The 24,588-nt window shown below is 37.4% G+C and carries 16 protein-coding genes and 3 pseudogenes; 6 read left to right on the top strand and 13 right to left on the bottom strand.

Annotated elements, in window-relative coordinates:
• Positions 1 to 1,501: 1,501 nt before the first annotated feature.
• The 12 genes and pseudogenes from FIU21_RS03700 to FIU21_RS03645 form a co-directional block, all read right to left on the bottom strand.
• Positions 1,502 to 3,049 (bottom strand): sulfatase family protein, encoded by a 1,548-nt coding sequence (locus FIU21_RS03700; protein ID WP_004359113.1) that lies wholly within the window; start codon positions 3,047 to 3,049, stop codon positions 1,502 to 1,504.
• A gap of 403 nt (positions 3,050 to 3,452) precedes the next feature.
• On the bottom strand, positions 3,453 to 4,283 hold the full coding sequence (locus FIU21_RS03695; protein ID WP_004359115.1) for an EcsC family protein: 831 nt from the start codon (positions 4,281 to 4,283) through the stop codon (positions 3,453 to 3,455).
• Between the two features lie 1,110 nt (positions 4,284 to 5,393).
• Entirely contained in the window at positions 5,394 to 5,768 is a 375-nt protein-coding gene (locus FIU21_RS13255; RefSeq protein WP_036885871.1) for an A1S_2505 family phage non-structural protein, read from the bottom strand.
• 561 nt (positions 5,769 to 6,329) lie between these two features.
• Positions 6,330 to 6,683: pseudogene (locus tag FIU21_RS13250) on the bottom strand (DUF1810 domain-containing protein); the annotation flags it as partial.
• Between the two features lie 212 nt (positions 6,684 to 6,895).
• Positions 6,896 to 7,531: a hypothetical protein gene (locus FIU21_RS03680; protein ID WP_004359119.1), complete on the bottom strand. Its 636-nt coding sequence runs from the start codon at positions 7,529 to 7,531 to the stop codon at positions 6,896 to 6,898.
• Between the two features lie 20 nt (positions 7,532 to 7,551).
• Positions 7,552 to 8,259 (bottom strand): hypothetical protein, encoded by a 708-nt coding sequence (locus tag FIU21_RS03675; protein ID WP_004359121.1) that lies wholly within the window; start codon positions 8,257 to 8,259, stop codon positions 7,552 to 7,554.
• A 10-nt stretch (positions 8,260 to 8,269) separates the two neighbouring features.
• A complete protein-coding gene (locus FIU21_RS03670; protein ID WP_004359122.1) occupies positions 8,270 to 8,977 on the bottom strand; it encodes a hypothetical protein in 708 nt (235 codons plus the stop codon).
• A gap of 257 nt (positions 8,978 to 9,234) precedes the next feature.
• Entirely contained in the window at positions 9,235 to 9,504 is a 270-nt protein-coding gene (locus FIU21_RS13245) for a hypothetical protein (RefSeq protein ID WP_231291302.1), read from the bottom strand.
• A 699-nt stretch (positions 9,505 to 10,203) separates the two neighbouring features.
• Positions 10,204 to 10,839, bottom strand: a complete 636-nt coding sequence (locus tag FIU21_RS03660) for a hypothetical protein (protein ID WP_004359127.1) — start codon at positions 10,837 to 10,839, stop codon at positions 10,204 to 10,206.
• A 278-nt stretch (positions 10,840 to 11,117) separates the two neighbouring features.
• A complete protein-coding gene (locus tag FIU21_RS03655) occupies positions 11,118 to 11,780 on the bottom strand; it encodes a ParA family protein (protein ID WP_004359131.1) in 663 nt (220 codons plus the stop codon).
• A gap of 581 nt (positions 11,781 to 12,361) precedes the next feature.
• On the bottom strand, positions 12,362 to 13,051 hold the full coding sequence (locus tag FIU21_RS03650; protein ID WP_004359133.1) for a hypothetical protein: 690 nt from the start codon (positions 13,049 to 13,051) through the stop codon (positions 12,362 to 12,364).
• Between the two features lie 2,009 nt (positions 13,052 to 15,060).
• Entirely contained in the window at positions 15,061 to 15,270 is a 210-nt protein-coding gene (locus FIU21_RS03645; protein ID WP_004359136.1) for a hypothetical protein, read from the bottom strand.
• 264 nt (positions 15,271 to 15,534) lie between these two features.
• Between FIU21_RS03645 and FIU21_RS03640 the strand changes: the two genes are divergently transcribed.
• The 6 genes and pseudogenes from FIU21_RS03640 to FIU21_RS13525 all read left to right on the top strand — a co-directional run.
• A complete protein-coding gene (locus FIU21_RS03640; protein WP_004359138.1) occupies positions 15,535 to 15,738 on the top strand; it encodes a helix-turn-helix transcriptional regulator in 204 nt (67 codons plus the stop codon).
• Positions 15,719 to 16,786: a DNA cytosine methyltransferase gene (locus FIU21_RS03635; RefSeq protein ID WP_004359140.1), complete on the top strand. Its 1,068-nt coding sequence runs from the start codon at positions 15,719 to 15,721 to the stop codon at positions 16,784 to 16,786. Before FIU21_RS03640 ends, FIU21_RS03635 begins: the two co-directional genes overlap by 20 nt.
• 40 nt (positions 16,787 to 16,826) lie before the next feature.
• The gene (locus FIU21_RS03630) at positions 16,827 to 19,745 is read left to right on the top strand and encodes an ATP-binding protein (protein WP_367302986.1); all 2,919 of its coding nucleotides are present in this window, start codon (positions 16,827 to 16,829) and stop codon (positions 19,743 to 19,745) included.
• A gap of 4 nt (positions 19,746 to 19,749) precedes the next feature.
• Positions 19,750 to 21,282 carry a response regulator receiver domain gene (locus FIU21_RS03625; RefSeq protein ID WP_004359142.1) on the top strand — a complete coding sequence of 511 codons (1,533 nt, stop codon included), beginning with the start codon at positions 19,750 to 19,752 and terminating at the stop codon, positions 21,280 to 21,282.
• Between the two features lie 4 nt (positions 21,283 to 21,286).
• Positions 21,287 to 21,343, top strand: a pseudogene (locus FIU21_RS13450) (very short patch repair endonuclease); the annotation flags it as partial.
• A gap of 223 nt (positions 21,344 to 21,566) precedes the next feature.
• A pseudogene (locus tag FIU21_RS13525) lies at positions 21,567 to 21,656 on the top strand (transposase); the annotation flags it as partial.
• Positions 21,657 to 22,687: 1,031 nt separating this feature from the next.
• Here FIU21_RS13525 and FIU21_RS03615 read toward each other — a convergent pair.
• Positions 22,688 to 23,875, bottom strand: a complete 1,188-nt coding sequence (locus tag FIU21_RS03615) for a transposase (protein ID WP_254361424.1) — start codon at positions 23,873 to 23,875, stop codon at positions 22,688 to 22,690.
• Positions 23,876 to 24,588: the final 713 nt, after the last annotated feature.

Genomic DNA, 24,588 nt, shown 5'->3' with positions numbered 1-24,588 from the left:
AAATAAGCCTACTACATGATAATTAACATTACAAAAATACAAGCCATAAGTTTGTATTTTAATAACACTACTGCTTTAATGTCTTTCTTAACCCCAAATCTCTAAGTTTGCAAGATGAATTACAAACTTAGAGATTTGGGGTTAACTTTATAGATAAATTTAATAAAGAGAAAAGCAGGTTAATGAATCTGCAATTCTTAGTACAGAAGAAAAGGAATCTGTATCTTATGTACACATAAACCAAATGACTTTTTACAATGAAACTTCCCAAATCAAAGTTACTTATTGCGGTCGCATGTTTAGTCCTTCCACTTTTGTTTGCTTCATGTTCAAAAGATTAAGAAAGCGCAAACGACCCCATGCCCTTTGTTCCTATCGAACATCATGATTTCACAGCTGATATCCTGCAACCTAATATTAATTTTTCAATTCCTATCCAAGAAGACGATGCTGACGATATCTTTTTAAAGGCTGTGGGCACCTACGAGGGTACGCTAACCGTTTATGACCCTAAAACCAAACAGGTAATTCCTTCTAATTTTGATAATCATGTAAGTGCCAAGTTCGAATTATACTTACATCAATTTTACTTGACTCCTGTTCCCCTTCCTTTTACATTATATGCCTTAAAGAAGGATCAATATACTTATGACATACTATATAAAATTATTGCTGTCCGGTAAAAATAAACTGAAAGCTCTGTATCTCTTTATCCATCGGTGTTGCAGCCGTTTTACTTATCCATGGGCCTGGGTTTTAAACTGTAAGCATTATAAAATGTGCTTATTTTGACAAGGAAAGCCCTATAATAACCAAATAAATTAATGAAATCATAAGTTTAAGTCTATTTTATCTAACACAGATAACCAAAAAAAGTTTTATCGGACACCAATATACTCGAACTTGACGTAGCCCGCTACGTCTGCATTGCAAAGACGGACAAGATGCCGATAAGAAAATAAAAGATGTTAGGAAACAATACCATAGTAATAAGAACGATACGTATTGTGGTATAATGACCGATTAGGGTTTAAAATAAGGTGTATAGTCATATCTTCTTTTGTTAGATTATTTCATAACCTAAAAATCAAAAGGGCGTTAATTCCATTCGAATTAACGCCCTTTTGGCTTGCTAAAGATGCCCTTTAAGAACCTTAATAACGCCCTTTAGGGACCTTAGTAAGCACCTTCAAAACCGTACTTCGACAACTACTTGATAACAAAACACTTACAAAGCTAACAAAAAAGCAGATTATCGACTTCATTCCTCACCTTTTCTTGACTAAAAATGTAAAATAAATTCGGGCATCGACTACGAATTTTTATACTTTGAACATTGAGGTTTGAACATTGAACTCCTTTACCTTTGAACTTTGAACATTGAACTTTATGATATGTATCTTTTTCCTTTGAACATTGAGGTTTGCAAGGATTCGCGCAATTCGCGTAATTCGTAGTTCAAATCATAAAGTTCAAAGTTCAAAGGTAACAGTTCAAAGGACTAAAGTCCTTTGTTGCGTATTGGATCATCATACTGCACCTGCAGTTGGAGGAGTTGCTTCTTCAAGTTCTTTGTGAGCTTCTCCGTACCTGGTTTACCATAGATATTATGCATCTGGTTAGGATCTTTCTTTAGGTCGTAAAGTTCCCAAGCATTGATATCATTGTAGAAGTGCATGAGCGAATAACGCTTCGTACGAATACCATAGTGACGGCAAACAGAGTGCTCGGCAGGGTATTCGTAGTAGTGATAGTAGAGCGACTGACGCCAGTTGGCTGGCTTCTTACCCTCAAGGAGTGGGAGGAAAGAACGGCCCTGAATGTCAGAAGGCACCTTTGCACCAGCTACCTCGAGGAAGGTTGGGGCATAGTCGATGTTCTGTACCATCTCTTTGACAACCCCATGCTTACCGCCGGGATAGTAAACCAACAATGGTGTGCGGAATGACTCTTCATACATGAAACGCTTGTCGAACCATCCATGCTCGCCCATGTAGAAACCTTGGTCAGAGGTGTAGACAATCATTGTGTTGTCAAGAAGACCATGCTGGCGCAGATACTCAATGACACGACCGACGTTGCGATCAACAGAGTGAATCACACGCATATAGTCGTGCATATAACGTTGATACTTCCATTCAGCGAGTGCCTTACCAGAGAGTTTGTCTTCCTTAAACTTCTTGATGATAGGGTCATAGTAGCTGTCCCACTGCGCACGCTGTGAAAGTGTCATACGTTTGTAGTTGCCACGTCCCCACTGCTCAAGCCCTGTAGTGGTGTGAATCTCATTCTCCTTATCAGCCATCTTATTGTCGTAGACGAGGTCCATGTCCTTTATGATACTCATCTCCTGCTTCTGTGCAGCAAGACGACCAGCATAGTCATCATAGAAAGTCTTTGGCAATGGATAGGTAACATCATCATAGAGGCGGAGGTCGCAGGTATCAGGATTCCACACACGGTGAGGAGCCTTATTGTGCATCAACAGACAGAAAGGCTTGTTCTTATCGCGTTTGTTCTCCATCCAGTCAATCGCCATGTCGGCAATGATATTCGTCACATAGCCCGGACGGCGTATCTTCTTACCATTGCTGAGGAAGTCAGGGTTATAGTAGTCGCCCTGTCCGATAAGGATATCCCAATAGTTGAAGCCTGTTGGCAGTGAGGTGAGGTGCCACTTACCAATCATAGCGGTCTGATAACCCTGCTTCTGGAGCAACTTAGGGAAGGTCTGCTGACCGCCGTCAAAGGTTTTAGAATTGTCCGTGAAGCCATTAGCATGGCTATGCTTACCGGTCAGCATACACGCACGTGACGGACCGCTGAGCGAGTTAGCAACGAAGCTCTCTTGGAACTTCACACCATTGTCAGCCAACCAGTCGATGTTTGGTGTACTGATAAAACGCTTGTCGTAAGCGCTGATTGTCTGGTACGAATGGTCATCGCTCATGATAAAGACGATGTTCATCGGTTTCTTCTGCGCTTGGGCAGGAACGACTGCACCCATTGCAATCGCTCCTGTCAAACCGTATAAAACTTTATTTTGCATATATAATAAATTGGTTTATCTCTACCTGTAGCAGTATAACGCATGCTTCCTTATACCCAGGAAGACAGTAGTAGATTTAGACATAATTACATTGATTTAGGTTTACAGGTGCAAATATAACACTTTTTTTTATAAATCCATAATCCTTTATTAATTCAGAATTCATAATTCACAATTCATAATTATGATTACTACTGTTAACTGTGGTTTATCGCTACAATTAACTGGTTTACTCGTAAACCTGTCAACTACCACTTATGATTACCGAAGCTGGGAAAAATAAAATGAGTAAGACCCTATCAACACTCCTTATTCGAGCATTGATAGGGTCTTACTAAAATAACCGTAATCTATCATAAGTTTAAGATTGATATCTTAACTATATGACAGAACGAAATAAAGACTATTCGTCTACAGAAGCCTCAGGCTCTATCACCTTATTATCCTCAAGCCAACGACGCTGATAACTACGGCGAGCAGCCCAAGCTATATCATTAATGAAAGAAGCATTGAGTGCAGCCCCTACAGCTCCACCAATGAAAGGAATAGACTGAGAAGCCTTACGCTTGGTAAGGTTCACACCGATAAGCTTTGCCGCCTGACGCACGCTCACAATACTCTTAGCCAAAAGGTTGGCAGTTCCCATCTCTGCCAATTTCTTCCACGCATTTCTTTGTATCAACAAAGAAATCTGCTTGAGACCCAAGATAAAACTGGCTTTCTCACCTAATGTACTCGCATTTGCTGTAGCAAGAACGCCCAAGACAAAAGCCTTTTCTTCCTCCTCATTATTTGCATCAGCCACATAACCATAGCATACACCAATCTTATGGATTGTACGAAGTGCCAGTGTGGTAATGAACGGAATGTCAGCAACAAGACCCGGCAAACCAACAAAACCACCCGCAACACCTTCTGCCGTAGCTATTCCGACAGCCCAGTTATGCACCGAATCTGCCATCTGGTCACAGAGTTTAAGATCCTTCGTACGCAGTTCTTCAATACTCTCTACATTTCCGTCACGCAGCACGTCGGCTGTGTCCGTAAGGTACTGTGCAGCAGCATTTGCAGCGTTAATTGCGCTCTCTATGACCTTTTCAGGCACTACCACGGAAATAAGTTTACCAACGGGACTTAAAAGCTTACCAAACGTTTTACTAACAACACCTGGCTCCTCATTCTCCCATGCTTTGATGAGAGCGTACTGTTGCATCAAGTAATCTGACTGTTTCATAATAGATTAAAATGCTCACCTGTTCCCAAAAGTTAAGCGGTTTATAATTTATTAGATAGAAAAAGCGTGGAAACTATTGCTTATTATTCCACTGAGGCTCTGGACTGCCCACCACTGTATAATAAAGCAATAGCCCACGCCTATAGATATATCATGCCCTGAGTATAGGGTATAATAATCCCAGCGTGAGCGTAATTGCTATTATCCACAGTGTATGAAATTGTCCAGATTTCAGATGGAGGATAATGTCAAACGCTCTTTAAATATATAGGACTCGTATAAAATACACCTTTGAAAAGATGTAAAATCTGGTCCGTGTGCAAAGGTATAGATTTTATATTAATTATAACAATTATTTAATAATAATGTTATATATAGCTCTAAAAATCTGGGAAAAGAATGTATACACATCGTTTATGACTATGTGACACATATTGAAAACGCACATATAATTAGCAAACAAACGTTTACTCTATTGAAATTGTATTACAAAATACTCGGAGAAAAGGCGGAGAAAAGGGCTTAAAACGTACATTTTTAGCACCCTTGTAAGTCTTTTGTTATCAAGTAGTTGCAGAAGTGGTTTTCAAAAGGTGCTTACTAAGGCTTCAAAAGGGCGTTAGTAAGACCTCAAAAGGGCATCTTTTGCAAGCCAAAAGGGCGTTAATTCGAATGGAATTAACGCCCTATTAAATTTCAACCTCTGAATTTCCTTTACAATACAGAGGGGTTATAGAAGACAGAATGACAAAAAGACAAAAGGTACATAATAAATAATTTTATGCACGGAAGACTATAAGAACCTTACATACTCCTTAATATAAAGAAAATTTTTGAAGTATATAATAAAACCTTGGTTTTGAGTTACATGAAAATAGTTTACACATATCGATTAGTAAGAGAAGAAGATGTTTGTAGAAGACAGAAAGAAATGCTAATTGATAGACATCTTTTATTTGCCTTTTCTACATTATATCTTATCCCTTTTATATATACCTAATGGGATATATCTATCCATTTAACGGAAGAACCAGAAAAATGAGCATCTTTATAGCCTTTATACGAAGATTTTAGAGGAGAGAGTACAGACTGGTCAATACCGCTGAATAGTTACCAGAAAGATTTGGGTAAACAAACATTCTTAATTCCTATAGCTTCCCTAAACAAAGATGCCATGTCACTGTCCTTGAAACCAGCAATACCACAACCAATGCGTGTGACATAGAAAAACAATTCGGTATGTTCCTTAGCAAACTCAATAAACTGGTCAACATAGGGCTTAATAGTCTCTACGCCTCCCTGCATGGTGGGGATTGCATAACTTTGACCTTGCAACCCAACACCTTGTCCCCATATTGCACCAAACTTTTTACAGGCAGCCCTGGCTGCACCACCTCCATGATGACCATGAAGGTTACTTCCGAACACGAATATCTCATCTGATTTCAGAGAAGATATTGTATCTGGAGTGTGTTTTGGACGTATTATGCCATTGTATGTTCGCTCATCGCATTTCACAATTGGCAAACAAAGAGAATGCTTTATCAGCGTATCTAAAACTGATTTTATGTCCTTGTCATCGCAATGAGCCTTCATAAACTCATCGATAGCATCTGCTATCAGGAACACACTATCATCATCGGCAGGTTGATACTGATTATAGATACCGTTCATTTCCTTGAATAACGAATCATCATGCACATTATCAGCAATTTTTTGGAAGACAGTCCTTACGTAGCCAAGCATAGTAAACCTAACACCTGATACTCGATAAACAGAGAAATCTTTTCTCCAGAAATATTGAGACAACAGTTTTCTCATAGTTTCACCACGTCCAAACAAATCCCAAAGCGTTCCGATTCTTTGTTCATAATCAATCTGCTCTGCCTCATAGGTTCCACTCTCAAAAAATGCCCTTGCCGGTTCGTGGATGCCATTTCTTTGGAACGCATTATCCTCCTTATAATATGACAACTCCGATGCTACTATCTTTAGGGTCTTTTGACAACGCACTTTATTAAAGTAGTTCTCCAAAAAATCCGAGAAGATGTCGTCTGGAGACACGAGGTCAAATAGTGTCAGACAAGAACGCAACTTCATAGCATCTAACGCTCCGAAAATGTCTTCTGCGTCTCCGTAGACAGGAAGAGCACTCATAGTCTCGTAAAGGCGTTTGCCCAATGTGTCATCTTCCAAGAATGCTTTGGCTTCAAGAAGTGATTTGATACTATATCTTTGCGACATACTGCTATGTCCCAGACCTTGAACTTGAGGAAAGATGTACCACATCCAATGAGACTCCTTCCTTCCATTCTTTATCTCCTGAAGGGCGATGTCATACGAATCGTAAGCGTCTTGCACTTTTACGAATCTTTCTAAATCAAATAAATCGACGTTCATATTATATCTGACTTTTTATTGATTCCTTAATTCCACAGCACAATTCCTTGTGAGAAACCCAAGTGTCTGAGAAGCAAAGTCCTCAAAACACTGGGATATATCAGATTTTCACCTATCTTGGTGCTGCAAACATAACAAGCAAGCAAAACATCTGACATGACAAAGATAGCAATTAAAAACGAGAATATCACTTCTTTCGGAGGAATATAACTCTATGGTTGGCTATTTGTTTCGGGGGCTGAACAACTGTAACTAATGTATAATTTCTTTGCGTCTTCGTTTTCTTTTAAAACGTACATCGTACTTGGTGCTACGTTGAAATCCATATAAACGGAATATAAGTGGTCGATAGTTTTGCCCGATTGCTTTTTTATATCAAAACAAAACTCGTGTTTTCCTGGCACAACAAGGGTGCTTTTATCGTAAAAAAACGCCTTTTCTTTGGCATCTTTCACGCCATCTAACTTTCCTATATGCAGACGACGAATGGATTTTATCCACGAAGTTGGAGTATCGAAAACCATTATTGCATAGTTAGAATGCTTGTTTATCCAGCGTTTTAACCGCAAAAACTTTATAAGAGCATCGGCAAAAACAACCACTATACATACTAAAATGCAAAGGCTAAAGCTACTAAACAAAGACGGTTCCGACGTTCTATACAGGTAAAGAAAGTAGGCTACGCTTATAATAACTGCTCCACCGAATATCATTAGTTCGGTTATGGCTATGCGCAAAGGATTATACCACCGGTTGAGATGCCAGCTTTTGCGACCTTGCAACATATTTGCTACAACGAATTGGAGTAGCCAAATCGTTACAAAAGCCCAAAAATGATATATATACATAAGGGGTGTTATTCTCTTATTTATAAAATGTTGTTATTTGTTTCGGGCCTTTTGCACTTAAAATTATAGGTCAATTTACCCTCCTTACCTTCTCTTTTGATAATATACATCGAGCTTGGCGCTAAGTCGAGGTCCATGTGCTGGGTGAACAAAACATTATCGCCACCTTTGAAACGGCTTTCTTTCACCTCAAAATGGAATGTGTGTTGGCCTGGCACAACCAAGTATTCGTTGAATGTTCGGAAGGCAAGTCCGTTGCTAATAGGTAGGAAACCATCGTTCAATATTCTTGCTTTGTGCTTCACATACCCCTTATCTAGTAGGTCGGGAACCAGTATGGCATAGTCTGGGTGTTCGCTTATCCACCGCTTCAAACACTTGTATTGGATAAGAAAATAGACAAACGTCAGAAATAAAACAACTAATATGTAGAGGGGATCGCCCTTCTCAGAGAAGATATATCTGGACTTTGGGACTTTAGAAGAAGGGCTGTTTGTATCCTGAATTTCGGTTTTATTAGAGGGTTGTTCGAACACATAGAATTTGCAAAAGAACATACCTAAGCTTATAAAAAACACAGCAGCGCTGAGTAATACAAAACTTTTACTCCGCCTTAAGAGGTTGTTCCAACGATCGAGAATGGGGGCAGTCCATTTTAAATATAACATCATTGCAACCAAAAAGGATAACAACCATAAGTTAACAAGCCAAAAATAATCAATGTGCATAACCTATTTTTTAAATTGTTTCTTTACTTTCGTTATCTGTTTTGGGCGCTGAACAACTATCATAAACGTGCAATTCGTCTACCAGAGTGTCTTCTTCCACCACATACTGATGGCCTGCAGAGAGCTGAAGTTCCATTTCTTGGTCGAACAAACGCCTATAATTGCCCTTTCCATGTAGTACTCCTAACCAGAATTGATACTTATGTTTGCCTGGCAATACCAAATATTTATAATAAGACAAGATGTATCTTCCGCCACAAGATTCCTTATTATCTATGCTGAGTATAAATATTTTGCGAGCTGGCATCTCGAGTATCACCTTGAAAGTAAGTATTGAATAGTGTGGGTGTCTACTTATCCACCATATTAAACGTAGGTGTTGGATAAGCGGAATTATAGAAATAACAACTATTAAAACTAACATTAAGAAGTAATCTGGCTCGAAAATGGGCTTTGATTGTGGGTCGGTAAGACAGGAAAAAAAGTGGGATATTGATTTAAATTCTATGTTATTCTTCGCTTCATACTCCTGTATATATACATAAGAATGTGCTATAAAACTTAAAAAAGACACTGCTAAAGCCGAAAGAACTACTAAACGACTTTGCTTTATAGGGTTGTTCCAATGCACATGCGATGGGTTTACTAAGTAGGAAATATATAAATAGCAGCATACCCACCACAAAAATAAACAGAAATAGAATGTATCTGCGTCCATATATATAAGGCCTTAATTCTGCAGCATAAATTCTTGTAAGAACTCCAAGTGTCTGAGAAACAAAGTTTTCAAAAGACTTGGATATGTTAGAAAATTCACCTATCTTAGTGCTGCAAACATAACAAGCAAGCAAAACATCTGAAATGACAAAGGTAGCAATTAAAAACGAGAATATCACTTCTTTCGGAGGAATTTATCACATGATGGATGTTTTTATAAGGTCCAAACATCAATGCTCAAAGTTCAAATCTCGAAGCTCAAAGGTAATTCTTCCGTGTCGTATCTGCCGTGATTCGGAAGGTCTGTCTTTCTTGAAGTACCTCTATCACATATACTGTATCTGCTCGGAAATTAAAGTCCATCTCCTTTTTATAAATAACGTTACGCGTATTGCCCTTTGAAAAATAACGATCCTCATAGAATTCAAACACCACTCTGTGTCTTCCTGCAGAAATAAAAGATCCATCAAACCATGAGAAACTTACGCCACGACCATAAGCAATATCATCTATCTTACTTATTGACACACATAAATTCTTAAAACCTTTATCCCATGAGGGCAGCATCAACCTACTATATTTGAGATTATGACGTAGCCAAACACGTTTCTCGTATCGAAAAATACCTACTATCACAACAACCAACAGGCCTGTCAGAATTATAAGTAGACATATGTACATATTCACAGAATGGAGAAACCTTGTTTCTCTATCAGGAAAGGTAAAATAAAAGAGCAAACCAAAGTAAGCGAATATAGCTATAAATACTCCAAAGATACTCCTTGCAGGAAGGGTCTTGATACTGGGTAAAGTATGAAAAGGAGAGAAACGATAAAAAAGATAATTTATCGCATAAATGATGCCTAATATTGCGAAAATACAAACAACACTTACAGCCATTGATTTCATTCTGTATATTCCTTTATTCGATAAGAGCAGCAACTTATAATTCAGAATTATGATTGCCGATGTTAACTACGGTTTATCGCTACAAATAACTTGTCTATTCGTAAGCCCGTCAACTCGTAAACTACCACTCATGAGTACCGATGTTAACTATGGTTTATCACAACAATTAACTGGTCTACTCGTAAACCCGTACACTTGTCAACTTGTCAATTTAACCAAATGGGGGTATCTCGCATTTCACGCCCCTCCCTATGGGGGAGGGGTCGGGGGAGGGGCCAGTTGGTTTGTTTTGCTTTGTTGTTTTGTTATTTTTCCTTTTTACAACAAGCTCTCTCCAAATATCGCGTTCTTAATATCCTTCTCGTGTTCGAATACGAAGCGAGCAACAATAGCACTCAATAGGGCTGTTGAAGGAAGTTTCACACTCGTAGCAGACTTCAGACGGTCGAGGACACCCTTGAGGTCTGAGTCGATGTAAACGGTAGCCAGACGAGAGTCGCGTGCCTTATAGTCGCGTGCCAAGTCGAGGAAAATCTGCCAGCTATCCTCACCGCTATCCTTTGCAAGAGAATACTCGCGTGCTAACTGTCTGCCCTCCGCCTTCGGGAGCTTTTTCGCTGCTGGTGCAGTACGGTCCTTACGATCAGTGGCCTCTTGCTTTGGCTCTACACGGGCAAACGGACTTGCAGGAGTCGTTGGTGCTACTGCTGGCTCGTCAACATCTGCAATAGCTTCAGCATACGCCTCTGGCTGCTGTTCCTCAACCTGAGTACGCACCTCCTGCTCAACATTGTTCGTATAATACGGTGCAGGCTCGTTAGCTTCCTGCTCATCCGTCGTCGTCGTCTCCTCTGAATTAGTAGTAGGATTTGGTCTTGCACTCTTCTGTACGCTATGTGCCAAGTCGGTCATTGCACCAGGCATCATAACCATTGTTTTCTTCTTCTTAGCCATTGTATCTTTATTTCTTTGTTTCTACTTTATTATATATAAACGTGGACCTTATCATTTCCTTTCTCTTGATCTGTCCCTTCGTCATCCTCTCTCCCCTATTGCGCCCTCTTGAAGTCTTCTCGGTTAGTATCTTCTAACATCGTTTGTCCAACCTAATCTGCTTAACTTTTATCCAAATTACATTGTCCGATTTTTATCCAACTTCATCCCGTTAGGCACTCCCCTCTCCCTTCGGAGAGGGGTTGGGGGTGAGGCTTTTTGGGGGGTGAGGCTTTTTTTTACTTCATCCTCCTCAGCATATAATCAAACGCCTTCTTCACCGCGTCACGCTGTGTACCGAGCAATTCGAAAGTGTTTGTACGCTTCAGTGTCGCACGGCTGTTGACAACTGGTGTGACACGTCCAAAGTTACCAAACACCTCATCGGTTCTGCGCCACATCTCCTGCTCCTCAGCCGTACCGATACGTGGGTCGATGCGGTTTGGAACGAAGAAGAGTTGTGCGGTCATCTGTGGGTTATGTTCGCGAAGCACGTTAAGCACCTGAACGAAGACGCCCGTTGAGTCTAACGCCTTATCCTCATATTCGTAAGGACAAACGATGTAGTCTGCACCTACGAAGAGCGGAGCAAGACCGTCCTCGCTGATATTACCAGGAGAGTCAAACAATACGAAACCTTCTACCTGTGAAGCTGAGTCAACCAGTGTCTGCATTGTCTCGACATCGGTTACATCGAAGTCCTGAACGTTATAAGGTTCTTCCTCGCCCTCATAGATCAGCTTGTCCTTTCGACGCTGCATCAGAATCGTCTTCTGCAAGTCGGTATCGATGATACATACGTCTTTACCCTTTGCAGCAAGATAATTGGCAAAGAGGATGCACAGCGTGCTCTTCCCTACTCCACCTTTCTGATTTGCAAAAACAATCTTCTTATTCTTCATTGTTTATATATTTATATTTTTAATTTCTTATCTTTTTCTTTATTTACGTATTTACGTGTTCGAATATTTATATTTTCATTCGTTCACTTGTTTACGTTGTTGCCTTCTTTGCTGTTTCCTCTTTCGGAGTCTTGCAAGTTGGCTGCCTCTCCCCCACTCTGCTCTTTGTGCCGATTCTCACTTTCTATGAGCGAGGAAAGGACTTTTCAATGGTTTTCTCCTTTCAATTTATCTTTTCGCGCCTTTTAAACGCTATTTCCTTCTCTTTCATCAACAAATATGATAGTATTGAAAATATCTATTTGATACTTTTATCTTTCTTATCTCCCACCTTCTCATCAGAGCAGCTTACATTTCACCACACAGACATAGCGTAACGCTTTCTTTCTGTCAATTCTCCTCCACTTCATCAGGGCTCATTTCTACAATATTTTTAATTCTTCGCCCCTCTACCCACAAATTCTCAAGTTATGAATTACTTTTTTCTGTCCCTCTCGTCCGAACAACTCATTTTTTAGTGTCTTAAGGTTTCAGACGAGCTGAGAGCAACGAGTTGTGAGTAAATTCTTAATTCTTCTTTTTTAGTCCTCAACTACCATTGTCGTCTTCAAAACGCAGAATGGAATCAGAGTAAGAACGACGGTTAACAGAGAGATAATCGTAAAAATATTCGTAACCTCTGTCATCGTAGCACCGCTAACCCATGTATATACAATAAAGTATGTGAAATCTATCAACCATGCCAAAGCTTGACAGCCAAACAAAGATGCACCAAACAAACGAATCTTACCAGCATAAGTACGCACTAACTGCACACAAAGGACTAACTTCGTAATAAAAAACACAAGGAAAGCTACTTTCGAGAAAGTTGAAAAATATGATGGTAATCCACCATGAAGCATTGCCTCAATTTCCTCCTCTTGAGTAAAAAGGAACTGTGGTAAAGCACCTGCAAGAGCTAAACAAAATATAAGCACCATCATAATAGTGACGGTCAACTGTGCAGCCTTATCACCATTCTTATTTAAGCATCTACGAAATACCTCCAGCATCGCTAACTTTGTCGCAGCAATGACAAAATACTCAACAGCACGAATAAAGCTATTCGACTGCACTGTCGCAAAAGCATTCGTAAGAACTCCCTGCCCAGCATTGGGCACTGATGTCCATCCATCGATCAGATTGAAAACACTAAAAACAACGAATAAGCCCAGGCTCCAATTTAAAACCTGACCTTCTTTAGGTGTAATAGAAAAAATCTTTAAATTCATATATATTTATATAAAGGTTGAATTAAATAAATGCGCACATATTGATGTGGTTATATTTTTATACTTGCAAATATACATCTATTTATCGAAACAAGCAAATACATCTAAACATTTTTAATGAGAAAAATAAAAAGATAAGAAAACAAAAATGCAATAAAATATTTATCGCTTTGCGTTTTAATCTTTATATATATTTATATAGTTGTATGTTGGCAAAATAAATAAATTAAAAGAGAAAAAAGCAAACTAAAAACGAATAATAAAATAACAAAAGCAAAATACTATTCTATATTTATATATTTACACACATAATGACATATAAAACAAAAAATAAATGAAATATATTTGTATTGTTATATATTTATTTAACTAATGATTTATGTGTTTAAATAATAAATCAAATGAATAAAGAGGAAGACAAAGTGAGGAATAGGCAGACAAAAGAAGAACATAGAAAACCTTAAACCTATCACAAAAGAAACAAAAAAGAGGAAACAAACGAAAAGAAGAAATAGAAAATAAAAAGATAAAGCTCGATAAAATCGAATAAAAGCACACAAACATATTTAAACAAATATATAAAAACATAGAATCCTTATAATCAGGGGAAAAATAAGAAACAAAAAACTCAAGAAACATATTATATATAAGATCTTAAATGAAACAAAACATAAAAAAACAACGATTTCATCGAGAGGAGAGCAACAAACAGATCTATATACAAACAAGAATAGAACACAGCTAAAAGCAAAAGGGACGTACAAAGAGATATTAAAAAATAAAAATATAAATAATTGTTTAAGTAAATATATACAATATTGATATTCTTCAGATTATATAATAACACAAAGAAGATAACAAAAAAATAAATATATAATAATTGGTTTATACTAAGACATAAATAAGAAAACAAACAGAAAAAAACGCTTGGCAAATAGAAAATGAAAGCGACAAATCAACAAACAAAGAAGAAATCACAAACAAGAGTCCAAATAACAAAACAAGAAAAATGATAAGATAAACAAAAGTAAGGGGAGCTAATAAAAAAAAAAGAAAAAATTGAAATATAGAGGTATAAAATAATAAAAAGTCATCTAAATATTTATATATTTACTTATTTTAGAGTATAATAAAACGCAATCCGAAATCATTTATATATTTCCATATTTGCTTAATAGTATAAATACGTATACTAAAACATATTTATATATATATTAGACATAAGCATATAAAAATAATATTACATGCTTATATAAATATGGATTTATATTATAACACATCTGATTAAAAAATCAATTACATAAATAACAAACGAAAATAAAAACAAAGTAAATAAACAAACAAAGAAATAAAACGATAAAAGTATTTTTATATACTTAAATATTCAAGCAAAAATATCAAAAAATAAACAGATGAAAGGGTAAAAATGAAGCCAAAATGAAGAGGAAAAATAGGGGAGAGGAAGTGCGACAAAAAGATGAAAAAGAGACAGAATAACAAAAAAGACAGAGCTATAAGAGAGACAGAATGACATAAAGATAAAGTAACATAAAAAACAAAATAAAGAAAAATTGCAATAGAAAGACTTAGTAAAAAAAAGAAACAGAATGACATAAAGAAAAAATATAAAGTAAAAAGATTAGCAGATAAAAAGAAAAAAAAACAGGCGGTAGACAAAAAAGCATGACAAACAAATATGAAAAGACTTAAATAACTAACAAGAAGAGTTTTGATTAAAGTTGCTGTCACTTTTAACAAATAGAACAAAACAACAATAAACCAAACGGTTACAACATAAAACTGAGTGAGAGGAGTGACAGCAAAACGAAAAATACTTCAAAACAATGAAAGGAAAGACAATGATCATCTGAAATATAGAGGAATAAAACAAAACTCTTATATCCTTAACTCCGCAGTATTTTTTCTTGTGAGAAAATTTTATATGATGAGACGTCTTTTTGGGGCTCTATATGTTGATATGAGGTGCTTCGGTGTTTCTTGGCTCTTTTCTAAGCATAAAATCCCCCACCCAAACCAATGGGGAAGTATGAAAAACCACAAAAAATACTTCCATAACAGAATGCTTTGCCGCTACTTCCACGTTTACCCAATACAGATTCGGTAAGTTTTTCAAAGCCCAACTTTGAAAAAACGTCCATAATGTGATAAATTCCACCGAAAGAAGTGATATTCATGTTTTTTATTGCTACCTTTGCCATGTCAGAATTTTGCTTACTTGTTATGTTTGCAGCACCAAGATAGGTGAAACTTCTGACATATCCAAGTGTTTTGAGAACTTTGTTTTTCAGACACTTGGAGTTCTCACAAGAGTTTATGCTGCGGAATTAAGGTTTATATTGGAAATTTTTATTATTGTAATCATAAAAACACGCCAATCATTTTGTCATTCGGACTATCTTTGTTAAATTTGCAAATTATAGTAATAGTTATGCAAATGAAGTCGGATAAACCGACTGAAAATAGTGCTTGCGGAACAAGGAAAAACCAGGAAATGGTTGGCGCATGCATTAGATAAAAATGAATCGACAGTCTCTCGTTGGTGTACAAACGAAGTTCAGCTTTCGGTAGAAACACTACTGACGATTGCCGAAACTTTAAAAGTTGATATTAAAGAATTACTTTGTTCTACGCAAATGTGTAATCAAGATGATGGCATCCAAATATAAAGCAATCGATTTTCTCTGCGGAGGAGGCGGAATGACTTGCGGTTTAAGACAGGCAGGGATTAACGTTATAGCAGGTGTGGACTTTGATCAAGATGCCAAAGAAACGTATGAATACAATAATCCCGGAAGTGTTTTCATTCAAAAAAATATAAAGAATTTACGGAGTAATTATTTTGAGCGAAAATTCGAGATACGGAAAAATGACGACTTTTTGATTTTGGTAGGATGCAGTCCCTGCCAATTTTACAGTATAATTAATACGGATAAGAATAAAGCCTTAAAATCGAAGGATTTATTAAAAAATTTTGCTCGCTTTATCGAATATTATAGACCGGGATATGTATTAGTGGAAAATGTTCCGGGTATAATCACAAATAAAGATAGCATCTTACCTTATTTTCTACGAAAACTGGAAGACCTCGGATATAAAAATCCCGTTTATAAAGTTGTAAATATGAGCTATTACGGTGTACCTCAAAGTCGTCGAAGATTTTCTCTTATCGCAACACGATTGGAAAACGTCAATATTCATTTACCTAAGGCGGACGATAAAGAGACCGTATTAGCCGATTATTTAGGTGAAGGAAACGGCTTTCCCAAAGTTAGCGCAGGACATAAAGACGGTAGTGTGTTTAACCATACGGTTGCTGGATTAAGTGATATATGTCTTAAACGATTGGCAAAGACCAAACATGACGGCGGGAACAGACTTGATTGGGCAAACGATCCGGATTTGCAATTACCTTGCTTTATAGGAAAAGACGATTGCTTTAAAGATACATTTGGGCGTATGTGGTGGCATCGACCAGCTTCGACCATTACGACTAAATTTTATAGTATCTCAAACGGACGTTTTGGACATCCGGAAGAAGATCGTGCCCTTTCTTTACGGGAAGGTGCTACATTGCAAACGTTCCCCAAAAACTATGTATTTAAAACAAATAGTATTACTGCAACGGCAAAATTAATTGGCAATGCAGTTCCGTGTGAATATGCTCGGCGATTAGGTGAAACGATAAAAGCACTGGAAAACAATGGCACAATTTAAAACTCGAGCAAGAGCTCTCGACTTATTGGGGTGACAACAAATTGCTGGTATCCCAACAGCCATTAATGAGCTTATAAAAAATGCGCATGATGCGTATGCGGATAAGTTCGATATCGATTTTCTCCGATGTAATAATCTGCTGGTATTACGCGATGACGGGCTCGGTATGACGAAAGAGGAATTTGAAACTCGTTGGCTTACGCTCGGGACCGAAAGTAAATTGGCAAATAAAAAAAGCAGTTTACCGCCCATTGACATATCAAAGCCAAGACGTCCTATCATGGGAGAAAAAGGTATCGGAAGATTGGCTATTGCATCAATAGGAAGTCAGGTTTTGATTGTATCGAAAGCAAAATTAAGATCTAAAGAATATGATATTGTTGTGGCTTTCATTAATTGGGAGATATTCGAGTTGCCGGGGATTAACTTGGAGGATATTGTTATTCCGGTAAGAGAATACTCTCGTATGCCGAATGCTGTCGATATTGACAATATTAAAAATGAAGTAATACAGTCCCTTGATAAATTAGACCAAAAAGGACTTATTGATGACAAGGATTTTGAAAAAATAAAAAGTTCTATCACGTCTTTTCAAGTTGATCCACGCCAACTTTCCTTACAACTACAACAAGGATTTGAATTAACCAATGGTTGCGGCGGAACTCAATTTTTCATCTCCCCAGTTTACGATACGATTATTTCCGATATAGAGGGAGACGGCAATTCGGACGAAGCTACAAAAATCGAGAAAATGTTGATGGGATTTCACAATACAATGACCCCCGATCATCCTTTTCCCGTCGTTGACATTTCATTTAGGGACTATAAGACGAACGACGGAAGTTTTGTCAGCATCATAGATAAAGAACATTTTTTTACAACAGAAGAATTTGAATTGGCAGATCATCATTTTCAAGGGCGATTTGATGAATTCGGACAATTCAAAGGATTAGTAAAAATATATGGAGAAAAAACATACGATCACATTGTAAATTGGCGGGATAACTCTTATAGAGAAACCGAATGCGGTCCGTTTAAAATCAACTTGGCGTATTTACAAGGAGAATTGAAAAGTTCTCGTGTAGATGTCCAAAATTATGCCAGAATTAAAGCCAAAGGAGATAAATTCGGAGGTTTATACATATATAGAGATAATATTCGAGTTCTACCGTATGGGGACTCTGATTATAATTTTCTGGATATTGAAAAAAATCGTTCGAAACGAGCATCAACATATTTCTTTTCTTATCGACGAATGTTCGGCGCTATTGAAATAGCAGACCGAGAACACAGCAGTTTGGTAGAGAAAGCTGGACGCGAAGGTTTTATTGAAAATAAAGCATATCGTCAACTTCAAGCGATTTTAAAGAACTTCTTTGTACAACTTGCCGCTGATTTTTTCAGCGAAAAAAACAAAACTGCACAATCAGAATTTTTCAATCAGAAGAAAGACGAGTTCAATGCGTACCATAACGCGCTTGAACGTCGGGACAAATTAGCAAAATCGAAAAAGGAAAGATTTGCTCGTGAGCTCGATATCTTTTTTACCAGTTTAACGGAACATAAATTCGAAAACGAGCTGGAAGGGCTACTTACGCATTTTAGGAATGATTTACATTCTGTTTTATACATTAACGATGCGGATGAAGCAAGCCAGAAGATAATTGATCTGGAATTCGCCATGAGACAAAAAGTTGCCGATTATAAAAAAAGAATATCGGTAACAAGTCCCAAAGGATTTGCTATGTCAAAATCAATGAGAACAGATTTTGATACATACCTTAATGAGTTTAAAATTTTGGAACAAACGATATTTAAAAATATCAATGAAAATATCGATCGACTAATTGATGATTATACGGCACAGCTGAATCTGGAAATAAGTAAGCGAAAGCGGTTGGAGCAAGCGGTGGAATTGATTTCAGCCGAGGCTTTGTCTCTTAATAAAAAGAAGAAAAGCGAAACTAATGATGTTGTTTCCGATGTTTCTCGTAAAATTAAGGATCTTACGAATGAGCTGATAATCGATTTAGATAATCAAATACGAAGCGTAAAGGATCAATTCAAATTATTAGCAACCAATAAAGCCGATAACTTTGATTTGGTAACGGAACGCAAGAGAATGGAAACAGAAATAGAATCCATAAGCAGTCGAAATACGGATGTTATGGAACGTATAATTCGACAATTTGAAAGTTTTTATGTTGAAAAAAACGAAGACGGTCAAATAATTACAAATGACCAAATAGCGGAAGCCGCTTCGGAAGAATTGGAGGAATTACGGGAACGATTACAATCGGACGTTGAATTAAGCCAATTAGGACTGGCTGTCGGGATATTGCACCATGAGTTCAACGGTACGGTTAATTCGATTCGACATAGTCTGAAAGATTTAAAAGCATGGTCGGATGTAGACATCAAATTGGAAGGGATATACAAAAATATCAAGGTAAATTTCGAACATTTGGATGGCTATTTAAATTTATTTACCCCGTTAAACCGACGATTGAATCGACGTAGAGAAGACATTTCTTTATTGGATATTAAAACATTTTTAATAGATTTGTTCAAATCTCGCCTTGAACGACACAATATAGCTTTTAAACATACTAACGGGTTTGCAGGTCGAAAAATACACGGATTTCGTTCTACATTTTATCCTGTATTTGTTAATATCATTGATAATGCCATTTATTGGTTGAAACAAAGTGATGTTCCTGAAAAAGTGATTCGGCTGCATGCGGATGATACGGGAATATACATTTCCAATAACGGTATTGAAATAAAGCCCCAAGATAAGGAACGAATCTTCGAATTGAGATTTTCCAGAAAGCCCAATGGAAGAGGATTGGGGTTGAGTATCAGTAAAGAGGTTTTGAATGCAGAGAACTATGATATATTTGTGGCACAACCTAAGGAAGGTTCTACAGTTACTTTTAAAATTCAAAAAATGCAATAAAAATATGGCTGACAGATTTATTGAACAATCGAAAGAGATTGCAAACAACTTTATACAAAATATAGTATTTATTGACGACAAGGCATATAAAGAAGACTCCACCAATAATGCCTTTAGTGCGTTGGATGTATCAAATGCATTTGCAAAAACAGGTAAAATTTGTGCCATATACGCGCCCAAATCCGTTTCGGATATAGATAGCTACAATGTTATTTTGAAAAAAGCTGATGTGGTTATTTTAGATTGGTATTTAGATATTGAAAGAGACGCGGAACAACAGTTAGAACCTGATGCAGATGCAGATAATGATGAACCTCGAGGAGAATTTACTTTAAAATTACTAAAACAACTTACAAGTGATGCCGGGACTGATAAATTAAAATTAATCATAGTATATACGGGAGAAACAGGGATTTCAGACATTAAGGATGCCATTATAAAAAATATTGATTCGGAATCATTTAAAGATAACGATTATACGATAAAGTCTTCAAATGTCTGTATCATAATCCGTGCAAAAGCTGGAAAAAAATTCGAACACATACCGGAATACAAGCCATTGATTGTAGAATATGATAAACTTCCAGAGTTAATATTGACGGAGTTTACTAATCTAACTAACGGACTTTTATCCAACTTTGCTTTATCGTCAATAACCACAATTAGAAATAATACATCCAAAATATTAGGCAGTTTTTCTCCTAAGTTAGATCCGGCTTATTTAGGACATCGAGTAAATCTTCCTAATCCGAATGACGCTAAAGAACTTTTAGTGCAACTGTTTGGTGATGCGATAGCCGAATTAATTGGAAGCGAAAATATCGATACAAATACATGGGTTGAGAATTGGATACACAATCGAATAGAGGAAAAGACTATAATCCTTGCCGGGAAAGATTTAACCGTCAATCCAAAAATTTTGTGTCAAATTATTAATGCCGTTTCGCCTGATTTAAATACCAAAATTAACTCTGCGACCAAAATAAGTATAGGGAAAAAGGCTCCTAAACTTGCGTCACAACTTTTCCAGTATGGAGATATTCAAATAGAAGATTCCGATATTTCTTTTGCAAAACTAACTCATCATAAGAATATATTTCTTCCACAACAAAAAAGGCCGATGCTTACGCTTGGTACAATTATCAAGAATATTAGATCTAATCTTTATTACATTTGTATGCAACAAAGATGTGATTCCGTTCGAATACAAGGAGAAAGACGATTCTTATTCTTGCCGTTAGAACAAAATGAAGAACATTACTCAATTATAGTCAGCAAAGAATCTAAATTTAGAATAAACGAATCTTCGTATGCTCTAAAAACCATCAAATTCAGTGCAAATAATGATGAACAGGCGATATATGCAGTAAAGAATGATAATGGTAAATATTTATTTACTTCCATCCATCAAGAACCATATGAATGGGTTGTAGACTTAAAAGAAATGCATGCCCAACGTATTGTGAATAATTATTGTGCGCAGTTGTCCCGTGTAGGATTAAATGAATCCGAATGGTTGAGATTACAAGCTAAATAACACAATGTCTGATATTTTTTCTTCTCAAAAGCGATCGGATATTATGTCTAAAATCAGTGGAAAAAACACAAACCTGGAGATTTTAGTTCGTAAGTTTTTATTTTCCCTCAAATCCGCAACTAAGCCCTTGAACGTCCTTCTTGCGTTTACACGTCCTCTCATTACTGAATTTGCAGATGATTTACGCGAGTTCGGGATAAGAAAAGGCTTGAAAAAGTTGGTAATCTCGTCAAAAAAATCGTATCTTTATAGGTGATTATCAATAGATTACATTTTTTTGAACGATGATTACCAAGAATAAAGTTTCTGAAATTTTCTGTATAATCGACGAGTTTGATAAGAATTTGAGTGCCGAATTAGCGAAAAACCTGCGTACAACGGTGCATTCATATCTACAATACCTTTGATATAAACAATCCTCCGTTTCTCCTTTGCTCTATGTGACAGTACATCAAAGACACAAATTTAGGAGATACTCTGATCGCTCCCTATTGCTAAAAGCTCAAACGAATCTTCGGCAATAGGGAGTGATAATCTGAATCTATTACACAATAAGCCAGACTGAGTTACAAAAGAACTATTTCCTCTTTGCTTTCTTCAACACTATTCTCAGCGAATCAGTGAGCACTCTTTTCTCATTACACATAAGAAAATCTGATGGTAGAATAGATAAGGCTAATGAATCTTCAACCCTTTTGTCTTGGCGTTCACAACGTAATTGGACTGAGATGATTCTATTCTTTACGTGCGTATTATTGTTCATATATGTATTGGTCCCTGAAAACGGAAAAGATTTCCCTACGTTTATATTCTTATCACAAAAGACCAACCGTAAGGAATCGGGATTCAATACATACTCTCCCTTTAACCCCAATCGGTCATTAGAGTCTAAACATATTTTGTTTTATTATCGAGCAGATTGTTTGGCTTTGTAACGCAGGCGTAGCGGGCTACGTCAAGTTACAAAGCCAAACAAGATGACGATAAGAATATAAAGATGTTAGGAAACAACACCAGAGTAATAAGAATTATACATATTGTGGTCTAATAACCGATTGGGGTTATAATTAAAGAGAAGGTAATACCAGCCACCGAAGTACATACTGCTGACCTTCACCATACGATTCTCTGATAAATGAATATCGTGGCTAAACTTATTGTTATCTAACGGAAGAGTAAATCCAATATCACATGATAGAAGTGATAACAAGAAGAAAATACAAAGCCCAAGTTGTTTGATGCGCCGACAGCTAAATATCATTTTCGAAAAATTCTTCATAATAAAATTTACAGTTCTTCAGAACTTTCAAGTGAAAAGGTTAACCACATATGTTTAGATAATTAAAAATAGTATTGCAAAGTTATTAAAAAAATCACACTGCTAAAACCAATAGTCCGTTAAATATTATGCTGCATCAGCAGCGAAACTAAATATATCATTTATCCTTTCTTTATTTAATGGCGTGTTCGGGTTCTTCTCGAACACGTCAATAATTCGTTGTGCATAGTAGGCATTGACCATCTGCGCTTTAAGTCGACCGATGGACGTGCCAAGTTCCTTGCACATGATTTTGGTCACATTGAGTGCTGTGAATGAAGAGTTGAAAGCAAATTCAAGTTTTCTCTTGTCGCGTGCCTGACAATCGGTAAGACCGAGGAATTGCTTTGCGTCGCGAAAGCAAAACTCCTCTTGGAAACGTGTGGTATAGTACTCCATCACATCGCGTCCACTCATGCTCTCATCCGTAGAGAAGTACAAACGGCGGACACCGTTGGGCAACTCGTGGATGACAATCGACACGACCCTATGCAAGGACTTGCACCACGCCTTGAGCGCATAGGCTTTGCCTTTGGTCTCTCCTAAATCAAGCTCATTGCCTTTGGATATGTCGATGTTCCTTACGTCAATCTTGTCACCTTTGATACGAGGACGGCCGGGCTTTCCCGTGGGTTCCCCATCCCATGTGTAGAACAAGGCTGCGTCATGACGCAAGCGGCTCACAACATGGAAGCCCATCTTCATTACCTTGTCGATGAAAGGCCTTTTGGAGAAGGCTGAGTCGGCGACAAGAACCTTGCAAATATGCTGTAAGGTTACCTTGTCGTCCTCCAACACCTTGGTATACCAGTCGTATAGACTCATCTCTTTTTTCTCCTCCCCTTTTTCCAATGTGGTCTGCACAGCCTTGAGCATCATACACTCATGCAAGTCCACGTCTATCACACCGATGCCGAGGATCTCAAGACCGTGCTTTACCGCACCTGCACAGCCCGACCAAAACGTACCCACGTATGGGGTATGCTTCCCAGCCTTCTTGATGAAGCTTGGATCAATAACGATGGCATTGAGCCCTTTACCCTGCTTGAAGGCGAAAGCACTCAGCCACATATTTATTTCGAGCCAGTTCACGCTGCGCTCTGCCGTCTGCCGATAGCATTGTTCGCCACGCTTTCCATAGCGTCCCATCTGCGTAAAATTACATTTCCTTGGGATGACCATCAAAAGAAAAAGCATTTCCATGACGTTTGTTTGAATACTTTTGTTTAACTTTGCTCCATCTTCAGCACTAAATGCTGCTTTGCAGAGCTTCATATATCGGCTAATCAAGTTGGTTATCAGCATAAACTTTATTGTCTTTTTACATCTATAAAGTTACTGAAATTCAATGAGATAGCCGATTTTATTATGTTATACTTTGTTATATTCTATTGCCTAATTATCTCTTTCTCAGAGACTTATCATGTTTTCTTTCTGCCACAATTCCTGTTGGCTTTTGGGTAAAAGCTTCGCAAACTGCGAAAATTTAACGGACTATTGTAAAACAAGTTATAATCTTTTTCAAAAAGAAAAGAGTATTCAGTAATTTGTAATGAAAACATTTACTTCTTAGGATCAGAAATTTGACATAATATCACACAGAGAAACGGAGGGGACGGAGGATTATTAAAACAAAGCAATCTAAGTTACGGAGACAGCGTCGGTGCGTGGAGCAAAGAAGCTTGATTGCCAAATTTGTTAGCAATTTATATACAAAGTATTTACCCCAAAAATAGTTATCAAGAATCTGTACGCTATATCTCCGTCACTCTTTGTGCCATCGGCACACCTCCGTAATATTGCGTTTATCTCCGTTCCTTCCGTTTCTCTTTGTGTCATCGGCACCTCAGTAACATTGCGTTACCTCCGTCCACTCCGTGACTCTGTGTGCCACATTTTATAAGAGCTTTAGTTTATCATTCTAAATTTTGGAAGCTCACCTTACAAACGCTCCGCACATATGGTGCGAAGGCTTAGCACCACATGTG

The organism is Prevotella melaninogenica, from assembly GCF_013267595.1.
Classification (GTDB): Bacteria; Bacteroidota; Bacteroidia; order Bacteroidales; family Bacteroidaceae; genus Prevotella; species Prevotella melaninogenica_D.
Note: the sequence above shows the minus strand (reverse complement) of the source record. Positions and strands in the feature narration are given on the sequence as shown.